The organism is Ekhidna sp. (assembly GCF_039960695.1).
In the GTDB taxonomy this organism is placed as follows: Bacteria; Bacteroidota; Bacteroidia; order Cytophagales; family Cyclobacteriaceae; genus Ekhidna.
Genome location: NZ_JBDVKP010000019.1, coordinates 128,639 through 145,348, shown reverse-complemented (window position 1 = coordinate 145,348; position 16,710 = coordinate 128,639). Strand labels below are relative to the sequence as shown.

At 39.0% G+C, this 16,710-nt stretch carries 17 protein-coding genes; 13 read left to right on the top strand and 4 right to left on the bottom strand.

Annotation, left to right across the window (positions count from 1 at the left end):
* Nucleotides 1–16: 16 nt before the first annotated feature.
* Complete coding sequence (gene recA, locus ABJG98_RS14265) at nucleotides 17–1,012, bottom strand: recombinase RecA (RefSeq protein WP_348280214.1); 996 nt, start codon at nucleotides 1,010–1,012, stop codon at nucleotides 17–19.
* 185 nt (nucleotides 1,013–1,197) lie between these two features.
* Between recA and ABJG98_RS14260 the strand changes: the two genes are divergently transcribed.
* Entirely contained in the window at nucleotides 1,198–1,806 is a 609-nt protein-coding gene (locus tag ABJG98_RS14260; protein ID WP_348280213.1) for a SiaB family protein kinase, read from the top strand.
* A gap of 2 nt (nucleotides 1,807–1,808) precedes the next feature.
* Here ABJG98_RS14260 and ABJG98_RS14255 read toward each other — a convergent pair whose 3' ends face one another.
* Nucleotides 1,809–2,222, bottom strand: a complete 414-nt coding sequence (locus tag ABJG98_RS14255) for a hypothetical protein (protein ID WP_348280212.1) — start codon at nucleotides 2,220–2,222, stop codon at nucleotides 1,809–1,811.
* A 69-nt stretch (nucleotides 2,223–2,291) separates the two neighbouring features.
* Here ABJG98_RS14255 and ABJG98_RS14250 point away from each other — a divergent pair, with 69 nt between their 5' ends.
* Nucleotides 2,292–3,308: an aminopeptidase gene (locus ABJG98_RS14250; RefSeq protein WP_348280211.1), complete on the top strand. Its 1,017-nt coding sequence runs from the start codon at nucleotides 2,292–2,294 to the stop codon at nucleotides 3,306–3,308.
* A 54-nt stretch (nucleotides 3,309–3,362) separates the two neighbouring features.
* Here the strand turns inward: ABJG98_RS14250 and ABJG98_RS14245 are convergent, their stop codons facing one another.
* Nucleotides 3,363–4,886, bottom strand: coding sequence for a S8 family serine peptidase (locus ABJG98_RS14245; RefSeq protein ID WP_348280210.1), 1,524 nt, complete (start codon nucleotides 4,884–4,886; stop codon nucleotides 3,363–3,365).
* A gap of 324 nt (nucleotides 4,887–5,210) precedes the next feature.
* On the opposite strand from ABJG98_RS14245, the gene ABJG98_RS14240 reads away from it, so the two are divergent.
* From ABJG98_RS14240 to tsf, 7 genes are all read left to right on the top strand, one after another.
* Complete coding sequence (locus ABJG98_RS14240) at nucleotides 5,211–5,897, top strand: response regulator transcription factor (RefSeq protein ID WP_348280209.1); 687 nt, start codon at nucleotides 5,211–5,213, stop codon at nucleotides 5,895–5,897.
* Between the two features lie 15 nt (nucleotides 5,898–5,912).
* Complete coding sequence (locus tag ABJG98_RS14235) at nucleotides 5,913–6,992, top strand: ATP-binding protein (RefSeq protein ID WP_348280208.1); 1,080 nt, start codon at nucleotides 5,913–5,915, stop codon at nucleotides 6,990–6,992.
* Entirely contained in the window at nucleotides 6,985–7,707 is a 723-nt protein-coding gene (locus ABJG98_RS14230; protein ID WP_348280207.1) for a pseudouridine synthase, read from the top strand. Before ABJG98_RS14235 ends, ABJG98_RS14230 begins: the two co-directional genes overlap by 8 nt.
* A 90-nt stretch (nucleotides 7,708–7,797) precedes the next feature.
* Nucleotides 7,798–8,241, top strand: a complete 444-nt coding sequence (gene rplM / locus ABJG98_RS14225) for a 50S ribosomal protein L13 (RefSeq protein ID WP_348280206.1) — start codon at nucleotides 7,798–7,800, stop codon at nucleotides 8,239–8,241.
* A 6-nt stretch (nucleotides 8,242–8,247) separates the two neighbouring features.
* Nucleotides 8,248–8,634 (top strand): 30S ribosomal protein S9, encoded by a 387-nt coding sequence (rpsI, locus tag ABJG98_RS14220; RefSeq protein ID WP_348280205.1) that lies wholly within the window; start codon nucleotides 8,248–8,250, stop codon nucleotides 8,632–8,634.
* Between the two features lie 6 nt (nucleotides 8,635–8,640).
* Nucleotides 8,641–9,408 (top strand): 30S ribosomal protein S2, encoded by a 768-nt coding sequence (gene rpsB / locus ABJG98_RS14215; RefSeq protein ID WP_348280204.1) that lies wholly within the window; start codon nucleotides 8,641–8,643, stop codon nucleotides 9,406–9,408.
* Between the two features lie 94 nt (nucleotides 9,409–9,502).
* Complete coding sequence (gene tsf / locus ABJG98_RS14210) at nucleotides 9,503–10,333, top strand: translation elongation factor Ts (protein WP_348280203.1); 831 nt, start codon at nucleotides 9,503–9,505, stop codon at nucleotides 10,331–10,333.
* Nucleotides 10,334–10,684: 351 nt separating this feature from the next.
* On the opposite strand, the gene ABJG98_RS14205 is transcribed toward tsf, so the two are convergent.
* Nucleotides 10,685–12,223, bottom strand: coding sequence for a hypothetical protein (locus ABJG98_RS14205; protein ID WP_348280202.1), 1,539 nt, complete (start codon nucleotides 12,221–12,223; stop codon nucleotides 10,685–10,687).
* A 151-nt stretch (nucleotides 12,224–12,374) separates the two neighbouring features.
* Here ABJG98_RS14205 and ABJG98_RS14200 point away from each other — a divergent pair, with 151 nt between their 5' ends.
* From ABJG98_RS14200 to leuB, 4 genes are read left to right on the top strand one after another with little or no spacing between them, the layout of a single operon-like run.
* Complete coding sequence (locus tag ABJG98_RS14200) at nucleotides 12,375–13,529, top strand: 2-isopropylmalate synthase (protein WP_348280201.1); 1,155 nt, start codon at nucleotides 12,375–12,377, stop codon at nucleotides 13,527–13,529.
* Nucleotides 13,529–14,899 (top strand): 3-isopropylmalate dehydratase large subunit, encoded by a 1,371-nt coding sequence (gene leuC, locus ABJG98_RS14195; RefSeq protein WP_348280200.1) that lies wholly within the window; start codon nucleotides 13,529–13,531, stop codon nucleotides 14,897–14,899. The genes ABJG98_RS14200 and leuC overlap by 1 nt, the downstream gene beginning before the upstream one ends.
* The gene (gene leuD / locus ABJG98_RS14190; RefSeq protein WP_348280199.1) at nucleotides 14,889–15,476 is read left to right on the top strand and encodes a 3-isopropylmalate dehydratase small subunit; all 588 of its coding nucleotides are present in this window, start codon (nucleotides 14,889–14,891) and stop codon (nucleotides 15,474–15,476) included. The genes leuC and leuD overlap by 11 nt, the downstream gene beginning before the upstream one ends.
* A gap of 4 nt (nucleotides 15,477–15,480) precedes the next feature.
* Entirely contained in the window at nucleotides 15,481–16,599 is a 1,119-nt protein-coding gene (leuB, locus tag ABJG98_RS14185; protein WP_348280198.1) for a 3-isopropylmalate dehydrogenase, read from the top strand.
* Nucleotides 16,600–16,710 lie beyond the last annotated feature (111 nt).

Here is a 16,710-nt window from a genome sequence, read left to right as displayed (position 1 = left end):
GATTAGGATTGAACTTCTAGCCGTTCAACTTTTCTTTGATACGTTTTTCCAACTCCTCCATCAGTTCTGGATTATCTTCTATCAGGGCCTTTACTGAATCCCTTCCCTGACCTAACTTGTTGCCATCATAGGAGAACCATGAGCCCGATTTCTGAATAACATCAAGCTCTACCCCTATATCCACTATCTCTCCGCTTTTACTGATTCCACGTCCATACATGATGTCGAACTCAACCACTTTGAATGGAGGCGCAACTTTGTTCTTCACTACTTTCACTCGCGTTCTATTACCCATCACATTATCTGCCGACTCCTTGATCTGCCCGATTCTACGAATATCTAATCTGATTGAGGCATAAAATTTCAATGCATTACCACCGGTGGTAGTTTCGGGATTACCAAACATCACCCCAATCTTCTCTCTCAGTTGGTTAATGAATATGCATGAGCACCCCGTCTTGCTAATGGTTCCTGTTAGTTTTCTTAATGCCTGCGACATCAAACGAGCTTGTAGCCCCATTTTACTATCACCCATCTCTCCTTCCAACTCACCTCTTGGTACCAAAGCAGCTACAGAATCTATTACAATAATATCCAGGGCTCCTGAGCGAATAAGATGCTCGGCTATCTCCAGCGCCTGTTCTCCATTATCCGGCTGGGAGATCAGCAGATTTTCTGTGTCTATCCCTAGCTTCTCAGCATAAAGCTTATCAAACGCGTGTTCAGCATCGATAATGGCAGCCATACCTCCGGCTTTTTGAGCTTCAGCAATGCAGTGCATGGCCAACGTTGTTTTACCAGAAGATTCCGGGCCATATACCTCAATGATTCTACCTCGAGGTATTCCCCCCACTCCAAGCGCCATATCCAGGCTTAAAGAACCTGTAGAAATCGTTGGAACGTCCATCACTTTCTCATCACTGAGCTTCATAACGGTACCTTTTCCGTAGGTCTTTTCTAGTTTATCGATAGTAATCTGGAGAGCCTTTAATTTTTCTTGTGCGTCAGCCATATGGAGTTGTCTATTTTTTTGAAATCAGACAAAAATAGTTCTTTCAATTCGAAGAAAAATGAATTTAACTAAAAATATTAGTAAAAATTTTCAACCCTTGAAATGGTTTTGGCTATAAAAGACAAAGAGTGCTTTTTACTGGATGAATTCTAAATTATATTGTCATTTTAACTAAGCCCCCTTTTATGGATAACTCCGGTTATGAAATGATCTATGGTCAACTGAAGCACCTGAAAACAATCATCACATTCAAAAAATTGATGACTGAATCGGATATTAATGTGGTGTATCATGGTAATGTGACCCAAGCCACCATTGAAGGTGTGACAGATATGATCTCCGAAGACCTAAGCGTCAGAAATGAAGATCGAAAAGTGACAAAACGAGTATATCATGTCATGATGGAATCGCTACAAAACATCTGTAAGCACGCAGATAGTCAATCTGATGAAGAATCAAACTCGCTGGAAAGCGGACTAGTCAAGCAAGGTATTTTCCTAATTGGCCATAACCAAAATGAATACTTCATCACAACAGGTAATAATATTGAAATAAAGAATGCGGTTATGCTAAGGGATATTTTAGATAAAATAAACTCCCTTGATGCCGATGGAGTAAAACAAATGTATCGGGATGCCATGATGAATTCCGAGCTTGGTGATACCGGCGGAGCTGGGCTCGGCTTTATTGATATGGCGAAGAAAACCGGAACAAAATATGAATACTATTTTGAACCGGACAATGAGTCATCCTGCTTCTTTATTCTTACCATGAGAGTATCAAAGGAAAAATAGTATTAGGCTAATTCATCACCATTAACTACTTGATCTTGTTTTGGAACATGGTGAATTGCATAGATCATATAGCCACCTAGTGCCGTTCCAATTGGAAATTTAAATAACAACAAAACCGCTGGTACGATTGCAAACTTCTTTCCCCAATCCTTTCGCATTGCCAACCCATAACCTGAGATTAAGAATACGATTGATGAAACCGTTTGCAAGATTGGGAACATATAAAGTAGGTTTTGAGGAGGGCGTATTTCGAGAAATAACACATCAAAATCTTTCATATCCATCCAAAAGTCACTGTGACTTACCATATCTACAAAAAAGAAGGTAGATAATGAGATGGGTACCAGAATTAGCCCAATCACAATAAATATCTTACCTATAATACGCAGGTTGTTGTCATGATCCTTTAAATCCATATCAATAGAGGTTAGTTATTACTATGTATTACAAGGTATCTTACGATAAACAATAAATAAAGTTGTAGCATGATTCGAAAAGCGATCTGGATTGTTCTGGCGATTATTTGCTTAATCATTATTACCAATTGGAGTCTGGTAGTTTATGGATTGAAGCAAGCAAAAGGCCAATTGACAATTACATTCAATACTGAACCAGTGAAATCCCTACTCAATGATTCAACCATTGCTGACAGTGTAAAGCAGAAAATAAAGATCATAGAAGAAGCCAGGGTCTTTTCCTTCGATCAACTCGGGCTAAAGCACTCAGATAATTACACCACTTTCTATGATCAAAAAGGAGCGGTTGCTTTATGGAATTTATCCGCATGTCAGGAATTTTCATTTGAGCCGAAGCTCTGGTCTTTTCCTCTTTTAGGATCTTTTCCATATAAAGGATTTTTTGACCTTGAAAGCGCGAAAAGTGAAATGGGGCAACTACAACAGGCTGGATATGATGCACGGATTCGACCAGTCAACGGCTGGTCAACACTTGGCTGGACAACAGACCCAATCCTTTCTAATATGCTAGCGCGTGAAGAAGGAGCTCTGGCAGAACTCATTATTCATGAGCTAACGCATTCAACGCTTTTTGTGAAAAATGACATTGAGTTCAATGAAAATCTGGCATCATTCATCGGTGAAAAGGGAGCAATTTTATTTCTAACCCAGAAATATGGGAAGAACTCTGAACCTTATTTTGATTATATACTTGCCGAAGAGGACAGCCGAACATTTAGAAATCAAATGCTGCTGGGGACGGGTAAGTTGGATTCGCTCTATCAGTCAATTGTGGATCTTCCGGACTCACTTAAGTCCATTCAAAAACACCTGATGATTGACCGGATTACCAGCTCAATAGATACGCTGCACTTTCACAACTCCAGGCATTACAGTGCCTTTAGCAAAGCCCGCCCAAACAATGCGTACTTTATGTCTTATTTAAGATATTATTCTTCAAAAGATTCTCTCGGAGAAATTTTTACAACTAAATATCAAGGTGATATGGAGTTATTCATTAAAGGAATGATAAGTTATCATAAATAAAAAAACGCCAAGGCAGTACCCTGACGCTTTTTGGTGAGTGAGAATTAATAATCTTTAATGATTCACTGCAGCTGCAGCATCCAAAGTTCCCCATCCAAATGAAGAGCTCCTGCCTGGATACAAATCCGCTGTTTGTTTCATTTTATTTAGGACCTGATCTCGGCTCATATTTGGGTTTTTAGCCCAGACCAGTGCGGCGATTCCAGCAGCTGTAGCTGTAGCCACCGAGGAGCCTCCAACTGTCGATGGTTGGTTCCCGCTCATTGCGAGTGACAATGGGTGATTTTCCGTGCCATTTCTTTCCATGATAACAGTGAAATCTACTTTACTGCCGGAATGACAAATATCACATCGCGTGTATCCGCTTTCTTTAATTCCTGTCACTGCCACTGTTTCATTCATAGATGCAGGGAAGATTACACCAAACCAATTGGTCCATGAGGTTGAGGTACCTGCAGCAGCGAATATCAATTTGCCTCGTCCATAAGCATAGCGAATGGCATCTGCCACTTTGGAATTCGAAAAAACATCCCCAATGGACATACTGATAATTTTCACATCACTTCTGTTTCCAAGATAAACCAGTGCATCTGCTACCCCTGTTTTTTCTTTTCCGCCATTAATCACCACATCACCAGTCCCTCTGACAGATACCAGATTTGCATTGTACGCGACCCCTACTGAAGAACCATCATTACTTCTTGGAGCTGCCATCACCCCTGCCATCGCCGTGCCATGCCCACAATCGTCATTCGGACCATCCGGGCTGGCCCACCACCACCAAGAGCTTACATAAAAGCCGTACTTGTTCACATATCTTCCGTTTGAATATCCGGAGTTGAAATTACTGTTTAGGTTATCCTGGTTTGGTGAGATACCAGTATCAATCAAACCAATACCAATTCCTTGCCCTGTACTGGAGTTCCAGGCGTTCACCACATTGTTTGCATAAAGATGCCACGACGCTTTAGCTCCAGGACTTATGTTGGTATAATCACTTGATGGAATGCTGTAATCAGGATCGTTACTGCACCCCGAATTACTTTCTATTCTTCCCCCGTCTGCTGCGGGAAAATCTACTTCATATCCCAGTGGTTCTACATATCTGACTGTTTCCAAAGATCTCAGATACCTGACCACCTCCAGACTACTTACTTTCATATCTATAAACGGTAGAACCTGATGTTTTTGAACATTCAGGTCTTGCTCCTGAATGGACTCATCAGCATTTTGCATGATGGATATGGTCTCATCCACTATACTTTCTGAAACCGCCATCCAGGCTTCTTGTGCAATATCAATTTCCGAGATTCTTCCATTAATGTTAGATTCATTTGCCGGTTGGTATCCGATAGTCAATACTGAGTCACTATGAATAAGTGCACTCCATATCATTTCATCAGATACTGATCCCCAATTAAATTCATCATTATTCTGTAGTGAGCCGATAATGGTTTCATCAATTTTAGATTTTGCGATTGGATCTGGTTGTTGAAATTCAGGTGTAATGTTGGTTTCATCATTACATGCTAGCAATAAGGCAGCCAGCAGTACCAAGCTGATTTTTGTGTACTTCATTAGGGTTAGGTTAAGTTGAAAATAAAACAAATTACTCAGCAAATATTTAGTATGCATGCAGAGTAATTGATTCCTAAATTAATTAAAAATTTATAAACGCTCCTAATATCATTTGGCGTACAAACCACTATCCAATAGATGTTGTAGATTTAATTAAAGTTTTACCAAATTGTTACTTTTTTCACTTAGCGTTGATTTCTGAGTAATTTTGAATAATGTTGAATCAATTGAGTTAAAAGGGATTATTTGACAGAGTAATGCATAGCATTATCATATTTATAAACTAGAAGATTAAGAGAACGTTATCGATTCAACCCTCTGAAAATGGCAAAAAACAATCAAAAAGTTCTTATTGTAGATGACGAAGCAGACATCCTTGAATTGCTGAAATATAATTTAAGCAAAGAGGGTTATGAGGTAAAGACTGCCAGTGATGGTATAAAGGGAGTAGAGGTTGCCAAAAGTTTTGTACCTGATCTGATCCTTTTAGATATCATGATGCCAAAACAGGATGGAGTTGAGACCTGTCGACAGATCCGGGAGCTACCCGAAATGGCTAATACTTTCGTTATTTTTCTTACCGCACGATCAGAGGAATACTCTGAAGTAGCTGCATTCGATATGGGGGCGGATGACTACATCACTAAACCGATTAAGCCCAGAGCGCTTGTTAGCCGAATTAATGCGCTATTCAGAAGAGAATCGAAGAAAAAGAAAGAGTCTAACACCATCACGATTGGCGATTTAACAGTTGATAGAACCAGTTACACCGTTAAAAATGGGGAGGAAAAAATTTCATTGCCGAAAAAAGAATTTGAACTACTCTATTTCTTAGCACAACATCCCGGGAAGGTTTTTAGCAGAGATGAGCTACTTCAAAACATTTGGGGTACCGACGTTTATGTGCTTGCGCGGACAGTTGACGTTCATATCAGGAAAGTGAGAGAAAAGATTGGAAACGATCACATAACTACGGTGAAAGGTGTCGGTTACAAGTACGACGCTAATTAATTACAATTAGCTATCATGCAATTTAACTCTCGAGCCATAGCGCTACTACTTGCATTTTGTATCGGTGCAATCACCACTGCGTTCCTTTACCTGGTGCCTAGTATTACCAAGACGGCAATTGTCATTGCCTTCTTACTATCATTCTCCTCATCCTACATCTTAGTAAGACTCGTGCTTGAGTTTCTGTTTTTCCGTCAAATCGAAACAATTTACGACTCCCTCAAACGAATCCGGGATAGTGAAATCATGCTGAAAGGAAGATTTTCATCTGTCAATCCCCTTAAACGAATCAATAAAGAGATTTCAAATTTTGCACTAAGCAAGGAAAAAGAAATTGAAGAACTGAAAGAAAGAGAAAATTTCAGAAGAGAGTTTATAGCAGACGTATCTCATGAATTAAAAACTCCCATATTCTCGGCACAAGGGTTTGTTCACACCTTGCTTGATGGTGCTATAAATGATAAAGAAGTACGCAAAAAATTTCTCAAGAAGGCAGCAAGAAGCCTGGATGCACTCGACCTTCTTGTACAGGATATATTGACCATATCTCAAATCGAGTCAGGAGAAATAAAGATGCATTTCGAAAATTTTGACATGAGAGGCATGTGTCGGGAAATTTTAGACCAGCTGGAGGATAAAGCAGAAAAAAAAGGTGTGGAGCTAAAGATGTCTAAGAAATATAAGGAGCCCATCATTGTTCGGGGTGATTACCGAAGGATATACCAGGTCATGTTAAACCTTATTTCAAACGCAATCAAATACACGAAAAAAGATGGACAGGCAAAAATTAGTTTCAAAGAAATTGAAGGCAGCAAAATTCGCATAACTGTTAGCGATAATGGTCGTGGAATTCCCGAATCGGATATTTCTCGTATTTTCGAGCGCTTTTATCGGGTAGATAAAAGTAGATCCAGAGAAAAAGGGGGTACCGGATTGGGACTTTCAATCGTAAAACACATCCTTGAAAGTCACAATTCTGAAATAATGGTTGAGAGTGAATATAAAGTTGGCTCGCAATTTTATTTCGATCTCAATAAAGCCACATTCATTGATAAGGTAGAGGAAGGCTTGGAAGAGGAAGAAGATTATGCATAAAAAACTTAAAAAGATTTCATTTAAAGATCTGATTATCTTAGATACCGATGATTATAGTGTAATCAATAAACCTTCATTTATTGCAAGTCTTGATGATCGTGCAGAAAGCAAAAATCTACTTAGTTTGGCTAAAGAGGTCGATGACGAATATCAAATTTGCCATCGTTTAGATAAGGAAACCTCAGGAATCCTTGTATTTGCTAAAAACCCTGAAGCCTACAGAAGCTTCGCCATGCAGCTAGAAAACCGAGAAGTAAAAAAAGTGTATCATGCCGTCATTCATGGGTTACACAAGTTTGAGGACTTTGAAGCTGATGAGCCCTTGCATACAACTTCAACAAAGTCTCGAGTTGACTTTCGGGCTGGCAAACCTGCATTCACACTTGTGAGTACACTAGAAGTTTTCAAAAGGCATTCCTTAGTTAAATGTTTTCCCGTAACAGGTCGCATGCATCAGATAAGAGCTCATCTCGCTTATCATGAAGCTCCTCTTATAAATGACCCTGGATATGGTGGAAAGCCTGCGCTACTCTCGGAGCTGAAAAGAAATTATAATTATAAAAAGTGGGAAGAGGAAAATCCCATAATTAATAGAGTAGCTTTGCATTCTCATCAGATCGCCTTTAAAGACTTATCAGGCGAGGTGGTTGAGGCTGAAGCTGAATATCCAAAAGATTTCTCGGTGCTAATCAAGCTCTTAAGAAAATTTAATTAGAGTCTTCAGTTTGTTTTCTAAAATGAAACTTCTATTTTTGTGTCCCTTTTTCAAGGGGATAGATTTTGACATTATAAAATCAATATAAAATTGGATACTAATAGCTTTAAAACTGTATCATTAAACAGTGCAACTGTAGAAAAGAATTGGGTCATCGTAGACGCTGATTCTCAGATACTTGGAAGAATGGCAAGTGAAGTTGCTAAAATGATACGTGGCAAACACAAGCCATCGTATACACCACATGTAGATTGTGGAGATAACGTAATTGTGATCAATGCTGATAAAATCAGATTGACCGGAAACAAATGGAGCGATAAGCAATATGTGCGTCACACGGGATATCCTGGTGGTCAGCGAATTGAAACTCCTAATAGCATTAAGGCTAAGTCCTCAACTATTTTAGTAGAAAAAGCAGTAAAAGGTATGCTTCCGATCAACAGACTTGGAAGACAGCTTTTTAAAAATTTATATGTATATGAGGGTGCAGAGCATCCACATGCAGCTCAAAAACCAAAAGAAGTTAAACTATAAACCTGAATGGATAGAATCAATACCATAGGAAGGCGAAAGACCTCAGTAGCTCGTATTTATATGACGAGTGGGAAAGGTGCAATAACCGTAAACGATAAAGAACTTAACGTTTACTTCCCTTCCGAAATTCTTCAAACAATCGTCAAGCAACCATTAGTAAAGGTGGAGCAAGACGGAAATTTCGACATTAATGTGAATGTGACCGGTGGTGGCCCTGCCGGACAAGCTGAAGCAGTTAGACTGGCAATTTCTCGCGCGCTCACTGAAGTAGATGCAGAGTTCAGAAGTCCACTTAAGTCTGAAGGTTTCTTAACCAGAGACTCAAGAATGGTGGAACGTAAGAAGCCAGGTCGAAGAAAAGCAAGAAGAAGATTCCAGTTCAGTAAACGATAATTTGAGATGCAAAAACTAGAACATAAAGATCTATTGGATGCAGGTGTACACTTTGGACACCTTACCAGAAAGTGGAACCCAGCCATGGCTCCTTACATATTCATGGAGAAAAATGGCATCCACATTATCGACCTTCACAAAACGCTGGCTTGTCTTGATGATGCTACAGAGGCAATGAAAGCCGTTGTAAGATCAGGAAGAAAAGTGATGTTCGTTGCTACCAAAAAGCAAGCGAAAGAAGTTGTGGAGCAAGAAGCACAGCGATTGAACATGCCATATGTCACTGAAAGGTGGCAAGGTGGAATGCTAACCAATTTCGCAACCATCAGAAAGTCATTGAAGAAAATGGCCGGTATGGAGAAGTTGATGAAAGAAGAAGCATACCAAAACATGGCGAAGCGTGAGCGATTGATGGTTAGCCGTGCGAAGGACAAGTTAGAAAAAGTATTGGGCGGAATTTCTGACCTTAACAGACTTCCTGCTGCTCTATTCGTAGTAGATATTAAGCGTGAGCACATTGCAATCGCTGAAGCTCAGAAATTAAACATTCCTGTTTTTGGAATTGTGGATACAAACTCTGATCCTTCAAAAATCGACTACCCTATCCCTGGCAATGACGATGCATTCAAATCAATCAAATTGATTACGAATTACATCGGTAAATCTTTGGAGGAGGGATTAGCCGAGCGCAAGAAAGATAAAGAAGATCAAGCTCAAACTGAAGAGCAGGCTGCTAAGAAAGCGGCTGACGAAAAGTCAGAAGTAGCAGAATAAATTTAACGACCATAGAATCTTAATATAAAGATTGAACATTGATATTATCGGTGTTCAATTTTTGTTTGTAGAAAATTAAAAATCAAGAAATAAAATGGCTATTACAGCACAAGACGTAAACAAACTAAGGCAAATGACGGGTGCCGGCATGATGGATTGCAAAAAGGCACTTACCGAAGCGGAAGGTGATTTTGATAAAGCAGTAGAGCTTTTAAGAAAAAAAGGTCAAAAAGTATCTGCTTCAAGAGCCGACAGAGAAACTTCTGAAGGTGTTGTTTTCGCAAAAACGAACGAGGCAGGAACTGAAGGAGCTCTTATTGCATTCACATGCGAGACTGATTTTGTAGCTAAGAATGATGAATTTGTTCAGCTTGGAAATCAAATCGCTGAGCTTGCTTTTGCTGAAAAGCCTGCGAATATTGAAGCGCTTAACGGAATGAAGCTTGGAGACCTTACCGTAGGCGAAAAGATCGTAGAACTTACAGGTAAGATCGGTGAAAAATTAGAGGTTAAAGCATTCGAAGTTGTGACTGGTGAGGCTGTTGTTCCATATATCCACTCTAATGGAAAACTAGGAGTTATGGTATCTCTTGCAAATACCAATGGAACAAGCGTTGAAGATGCTGGAAAGAACGTAGCGATGCAGATTGCAGCAATGAATCCTGTAGCTGTTGATAAGGATGGTGTAGATCCGGCTGTAGTTGAGAAAGAAATAGAGATTGGTAAAGAGCAGGCTAAAGCTGAAGGTAAGCCAGAAAACATCATCGAGAAAATTGCGATGGGTAAGCTTAACAAATTCTACAAAGAGAACACTTTGCTTAGCCAGTCATTTGTGAAAGACAGCTCTCAATCTGTTTCTCAATACCTTGATTCTATATCTAAAGGACTTACAGTAGCAGAATTTAAAAGAGTATCTATCGGTTAATAACCAAATAGTATTAAATAATATGAAAGCCACCTCTTAATTGAAGTGGCTTTTTTTTATGTGATAGAACATCAATATAAGTAAGCATAATGCTTATTCATATCTAGGAGTTACTCCTAAAAAGAAAAACCATAGGAAATATTGACTTTTACAAGAAAAACAATGGAAAAACAGGTGAACTATATCGATCCAGCCATACTAACTAGAAAGTTTGTGAAAACTGGAACTTTAGTAAGGATTGCATCGCTAGCACTTGCTTACCTTGCGATTATCGCAATGTCAATATAAAATCAAGGGTCTTTTCAACCAGCAAGACCTGACGAGCCAAGGATAATTATGCCTTGGCTTTTTTTATGCCCCTTTATCAATCTTTTTACTTCTAATCACTTCTTCGACAGGCCTGTCGTAAATTTTGCTTTCCAGCCATGATACAAGATCAAGGTAAAGCATAGGTCTTCTTTCAAATTTATCCTGTATTACTACAAGTAATTCCTCCCGCAACTCCTTGAAGTATGGTATCAAAGATTTTCTATCCATGTAAATTGATTTTCTCAAAAACTTGAAAATTGCTGCATGGACTTTCTGAAAATCTTTCAACTTAAGCATGAAGCGGTAGGTGGATTTAATCTGAAAGTAAACAAGATCATCATTGCCCAACTCATAGTGGACAATAAGACTTAAAAAACGAGCGTAAGATTGAATGTCTTCTTTAAGCGTGGATACTGGATTATTGACGATGATATTTAGATGCTTTAATGATCCGTGAAAATCACCACCCCCAAATTTTAGGCTTGCCATCTTGTATTGAAAAACCATTTTTCTGTGAATATCAATTCTAGATTCATAGGCTTTGAGCTTGTTTTCAAATACATCACAATACTTGGCTCCCTCTGTAAATTTCCCTTCTAAAAAAAATAGATTCAACTTTCCGGTTTCAAGGTATGTGAAAGCTTGAATCAATTGATTTTCATTAAATGAATCTTTCCTCAAATCAACAAACACCTCAAGCCTACGCAGCTCTTCACGAAATCTTTTCACATCATCGCAAAAGAACAAGGAAGAGAGCACATTGTGATACCCCCTAATATACATCTCAGGCTCGTCTTCAAGCAGTATTTTATTTTGATCAAATAGATTGCACCAGAGTTTAGCATACTTGTAGCATAGTGGAAAATTCTGAATGATATGATAATACCAAACATAGCTTTGATAATAAAAAATAGTGTCCCCGCCTAGTGCATTCTCTTGCATTGGAGCATTTTCAATAAACAGTGAAGTGACTTGCTCTTGTTGCTCTTTGCCTTTGACAGGGCCAAATTTTAGATAGTAGTCATATAGCTTGAGAGCTAAATCAGACCATGAACCACTGAAATAGAATTGATGCCTGAGCTCCTGTGATTCTTTAGTCAACTCGATGGCTCGATCAGGTGTGCTTCCTGTTACATACCTTGTCTCAATCTTCTTTTCAAGCTCAATTATTTCAAGCTTAAGAATATCCATCTTGTTTTTACTTGCAAGTTGCTTTGCCCTAGAAAGCTGTATTAAACTTTGCTCATAAAGTCCCTTATTGTGTAACACATCTGCATAGCTTATTAGCTCTTTTATTCGAATGCTTGGATCATCGTTGTGCAATAGTCGAATACTCGACAACAGCTGCTCATACAAGTGTGCTCGATGGTTAGAAAGTGTATTAGGTTTTAAATCAGAAAATACCTTGCTTATTTTTTCTTCATCAAACTCATTCTGTTTGTCAAAAGCATCAAACATTTTCACAATAATGGGCTCTTTCTCCGAACTATTTCTCTTGACATATAGCTTGAAGTGTCTCTTTTCGGCTTTAGTTAACCTTTTGATCAGGTGATAAAGTTGATATGAAAGCTGTTTGGACAAGTGTTTCTAGTAAATTTTAATAGCCTGATAATTAATTACTTACAAAAGAAGAAGTGAGATTGAACTAGTGAATAAAAAAAAATATAGATTTCAAGCTCTTATCTTTAAACCTCACTTTTGTCTATCACAAATAAAAATGTGATTGACGAATATGGACAAACTTTTTGTATTTGATACTACCCTCAGAGATGGAGAACAGGTGCCAGGGTGTCAATTAAAAAGCGATGAAAAGCTTGAGATTGCCTTTGGACTAGAGAGTCTCGGAGTTGATATTATTGAAGCAGGTTTTCCTATTTCAAGTCCTGAAGATTTCAAGTCAGTTTCACTTATTTCAAAGCACATTAGAAATACAACAATCTGTGGTTTATCCAGAGCTGTTGAGGAAGATATAGATGTGGCAGCTGAAGCTTTGAAAGCTGCAGCAATGGGAAGAATACACACAGGAATTGGAACCTCAGACTCTCATATAAAATACAAACTGAATGCTACCCAAGATGAAATTTTAGCGCGTGCAACACATGCTGTCAAATACGCAAGAAACAAAGTGGCAGAGGTAGAGTTCTACGCAGAAGATGCTGGAAGAACAGACAATGAATTTTTAGCCAGAATAGTTGAGGCCGCTATTAGTGCTGGAGCGACAATAATCAATATACCGGATACAACAGGATATTGCCTACCTGAGCAATTTGGAGAAAAAATTAGCTTCCTTGTAAACAATGTGCCAAACATTGATAAGGCGATAATATCAACTCATTGCCATAACGATCTAGGCTTAGCAACTGCAAATTCTATTGCTGGAGTATTGGCAGGTGCAAGACAAGTAGAGTGCACAATTAATGGCATAGGTGAGCGGGCCGGAAATACTTCTTTGGAAGAGGTAGTAATGATTATCAACCAGCACGAGCATATTCCAGTATCTCATAATATTGATACCAAGAAAATAATTCCGATAAGCACCACAGTATCAGAAATGATGAACATGCCAGTTCAGCCAAATAAGGCAATAGTAGGTGCAAATGCTTTTGCCCACTCATCTGGAATTCATCAAGATGGCGTAATTAAAAACAGGGAAACCTACGAAATTATTGACCCGGAAGAAGTTGGTGCTACGGGTTCTGAAATTATACTTACAGCAAGGAGCGGAAAAGCAGCATTAAATTTTCACGCAAAAAAACTTGGCTATGAGCTTGACAAAGAAGCTTTAAAGGCAGCATACAAAAACTTCCTCGAAGTAGCTGATAATGTCCGATGCATCGAGGAATCGCATCTGCATGATATTTTAAAAAAAGTAAAAGTATATGCCTGATGGGAAAGACACTATTTCATAAAGTATGGGATTTCCATGTGGTGAAAAATATCGCTGATGGTTTAGATGTGCTCTTCATTGATCAGCATTTTTTACATGAAGTCACAAGTCCACAAGCCTTCGATGGTCTAAGAAACCGTGACATAAAAGTGTTAATGCCTAATAGATGTGTAGCAACTGCAGATCACAACGTACCAACAGTTAATCAATCAAAGCCTATTAGAGATCCGCTCTCAGCAGCTCAAGTAGCTTCTTTGAAAACAAATTGTGAAGAATTTGGAATTGAACTGTTCGGGATTGGTCATGAAAATCAAGGCATTGTTCACATCATAGGACCAGATTTAGGAATTACACAACCGGGTATGACGATTGTTTGTGGAGACAGCCATACGTCAACACATGGAGCTTTTGGAACGATCGCTTTTGGTATTGGCACCTCTCAGGTTGAACAAGTTTTGGCTTCTCAAAGCCTGGTACTTAGCAAACCTAAGACAATGAAAATTGAAGTAAATGGAACACTGCCATTCGGATCTACTTCTAAGGATGTAATCCTGTACATCATATCTAAGTTGGGCACAGAAGGTGCAACAGGACACTTTGTAGAATATACTGGCGATGTATTTGAAAAAATGTCTATGGAAGAGCGAATGACGGTATGTAACATGAGCATTGAAATGGGTGCCCGTGGCGGCCTTATTGGAGTTGATCAAACCACAATCGATTACGTTTTAGAACGAAAAGAAATAAGTGAGGAAAAGATATCCTGGTGGACATCATTAAATACAGATCCAGACGCAAAATTTGATAAATCTGTGACCTATAGTGCAGAAAATATTTTTCCGATGGTGACCACAGGAACGGCTCCCGATACGGGTATTAGGTTAAATGAACGAATTGGAGCCGCTCCTCACCTATCGGAAAAATCCTTGAAATACATGCAATTCAGCTCAGATGAAAATGTAGCAGACCAAGCGGTTGACTATGTATTTATAGGCAGCTGTACAAATGGACGAATTGAAGATCTTAGAGCAGTTGCCAACCTCATTCGAGGCAAGAAAAAAGCAGATAGCGTAAATGCATGGGTAGTTCCTGGATCAATGAAAGTACGCTCTCAGGCAATAGAAGAGAATCTTGATCAAATATTTCGAGATAGTGGATTCGAATTTCGTGAGCCTGGTTGCTCAGCTTGTTTGGCAATGAACGACGACAAAATTCCTTCGGGTTCATTATGTGTTTCAACCTCTAATAGAAATTTTGAAGGAAGACAAGGAGATGGTGCTCGCACTGTATTGGCAAGTCCGCTGACTGCAGCTGCTTCGGCTTTAACTGGAAAAATCACGGACCCAACCATATTTCTCGATGCAAATTAGCTCAAAAGCCATACCGCTACCTATCAGTAATATCGATACAGATCAGATAATACCTGCTAAGTTTTTGAAACAAGTGGATAAGCTCGGCTATGGTAAAAATCTATTCTACAGCTGGAGATATTTGGACAATGGAGATTCTAATCCAGAATTTATTCTAAACCAGCCTGAAAGATCCTCAGCACAAATCTTAATCGCCGGTAACAATTTTGGTTGTGGCTCAAGTCGTGAACATGCTGCATGGGCTGTGGCCGACTATGGCATTAAAGCAATCATATCTACCCAGTTTGCTGATATTTTTAAAGGAAATGCCTATAACAATGGCATTCTGCCAATTGAGTTAGATAAGACCTCCGTAGATCAGCTGATGCAGAAGTCATTGGATTCCGCCAATGTGACGATAGAAATTGACCTGGAAAGTCAGGAGGTATCGTGCGATGATATTAACCTCAGACAAATTTTTGACATTCACCCATTCAAAAAACAATGCTTGATGCAAGGAATGGATGAAACAGAATTCTTAATCAATCTCAGGCCTGAAATACAAGCCTACGAAAACCAAAGAAGCATTCCTGTTTAAGCTCATGAAGAAGAAAATAACAATATTGCCCGGAGACGGCATTGGACCTGAAGTTGTAGATCAAGGATTGAAAGTAATCAATGCAATCAATCAATCATTTGATCATAAATTCGAATTAAAAGAAGCTGATTTTGGTGCAATTAGTATTGACAAGCATGGAACCCCACTGACTGACAAAACTCTTAAAGAGTGCCTATCCAGTGATGCCATATTTCTTGGAGCCATTGGCGATCCAAAATATGACAATAATCCGAATCTTCCTGTTCGCCCCGAACAAGGGCTATTGAAGTTGAGGAAATCTCTGGAATTATTTTCAAACATTCGTCCAATTAGTACCTATGATCTGCTTTTCAATGTTTCACCTCTCAAAAGCACCCTGCTGAAAGATGTTGATTTTGTAATCTATCGAGAGCTTACAGGTGGTATCTATTTCGGGGAGAAGAAGTTGTCCGAGGATAAGACGATTGCATCAGATCTCTGCGAGTATTCAGACAAAGAAATTAGCAGAATTGCATATCAGGCCTTTGAAGCTGCTGCTGCCAGGAGAAAAAAGTTAACCCTTGTTGATAAAGCCAATGTACTCGAAACCTCAAGACTCTGGAGGAGAGTTATCCAAGAGATTAGCCAGGAATATCCGGACGTTGAAGTCGATTATTTGTTTGTGGACAATGCCGCTATGCAAATTGTTCTCAACCCAGGCCAATTTGATGTAATACTTACTGAAAATATGTTCGGAGATATCATTTCAGACCTTGCGAGTGTTATCACGGGATCGTTAGGTATGCTTCCTTCTGCTTCAGTTGGAAAGAAAGTTGCCTTGTTTGAACCCATTCATGGCTCTTATCCACAAGCTCAAGGTCTGGACATTGCTAATCCTATGGCTGCCATACTTTCTGTGGCAATGATGTATGAGCATTTTGGTCTATTTCAAGAAGCCGACATGATAAAGAATGGGATTAAATGGGCACTGGCCAATGATGTTGTGACACAAGATCTCAGTGCAGATAAAGAAGCAAGTCCATGTTCTAAAATTGGAGATGTACTAGCGTGGTACATCGAAGAAAAAGGAGAACTTAAGATTAAAACTGATCCAGCCAACGTGTCTCTAAATTGTATCATCTAAACCAAACATTTTTCCATGCGCAGGCAATCAATAAATATTATCCTCTTCTACGTCATTATTATTCAAATATGAATTGAGAAGTGTATTGATATATAATCAAAACCCTTCTCA

Excerpts from the sequence above, each read along its gene's own strand:
- tsf (WP_348280203.1), top strand. The coding sequence starts at position 9,503 with ATGGCTATTACAGCACAAGACGTAAACAAACTAAGGCAAATGACGGGT.
- leuB (WP_348280198.1), top strand. The coding sequence starts at position 15,481 with ATGAAGAAGAAAATAACAATATTGCCCGGAGACGGCATTGGACCTGAA.
- ABJG98_RS14245 (WP_348280210.1), bottom strand. The coding sequence starts at position 4,886 with ATGAAGTACACAAAAATCAGCTTGGTACTGCTGGCTGCCTTATTGCTA.
- recA (WP_348280214.1), bottom strand. The coding sequence starts at position 1,012 with ATGGCTGACGCACAAGAAAAATTAAAGGCTCTCCAGATTACTATCGAT.
- leuC (WP_348280200.1), top strand. The coding sequence starts at position 13,529 with ATGGGAAAGACACTATTTCATAAAGTATGGGATTTCCATGTGGTGAAA.
- ABJG98_RS14200 (WP_348280201.1), top strand. The coding sequence starts at position 12,375 with ATGGACAAACTTTTTGTATTTGATACTACCCTCAGAGATGGAGAACAG.
- ABJG98_RS14240 (WP_348280209.1), top strand. The coding sequence starts at position 5,211 with ATGGCAAAAAACAATCAAAAAGTTCTTATTGTAGATGACGAAGCAGAC.
- leuD (WP_348280199.1), top strand. The coding sequence starts at position 14,889 with ATGCAAATTAGCTCAAAAGCCATACCGCTACCTATCAGTAATATCGAT.
- rpsB (WP_348280204.1), top strand. The coding sequence starts at position 8,641 with ATGCAAAAACTAGAACATAAAGATCTATTGGATGCAGGTGTACACTTT.
- ABJG98_RS14250 (WP_348280211.1), top strand. The coding sequence starts at position 2,292 with ATGATTCGAAAAGCGATCTGGATTGTTCTGGCGATTATTTGCTTAATC.
- ABJG98_RS14235 (WP_348280208.1), top strand. The coding sequence starts at position 5,913 with ATGCAATTTAACTCTCGAGCCATAGCGCTACTACTTGCATTTTGTATC.
- ABJG98_RS14230 (WP_348280207.1), top strand. The coding sequence starts at position 6,985 with ATGCATAAAAAACTTAAAAAGATTTCATTTAAAGATCTGATTATCTTA.
- rpsI (WP_348280205.1), top strand. The coding sequence starts at position 8,248 with ATGGATAGAATCAATACCATAGGAAGGCGAAAGACCTCAGTAGCTCGT.
- ABJG98_RS14260 (WP_348280213.1), top strand. The coding sequence starts at position 1,198 with ATGGATAACTCCGGTTATGAAATGATCTATGGTCAACTGAAGCACCTG.
- ABJG98_RS14255 (WP_348280212.1), bottom strand. The coding sequence starts at position 2,222 with ATGGATTTAAAGGATCATGACAACAACCTGCGTATTATAGGTAAGATA.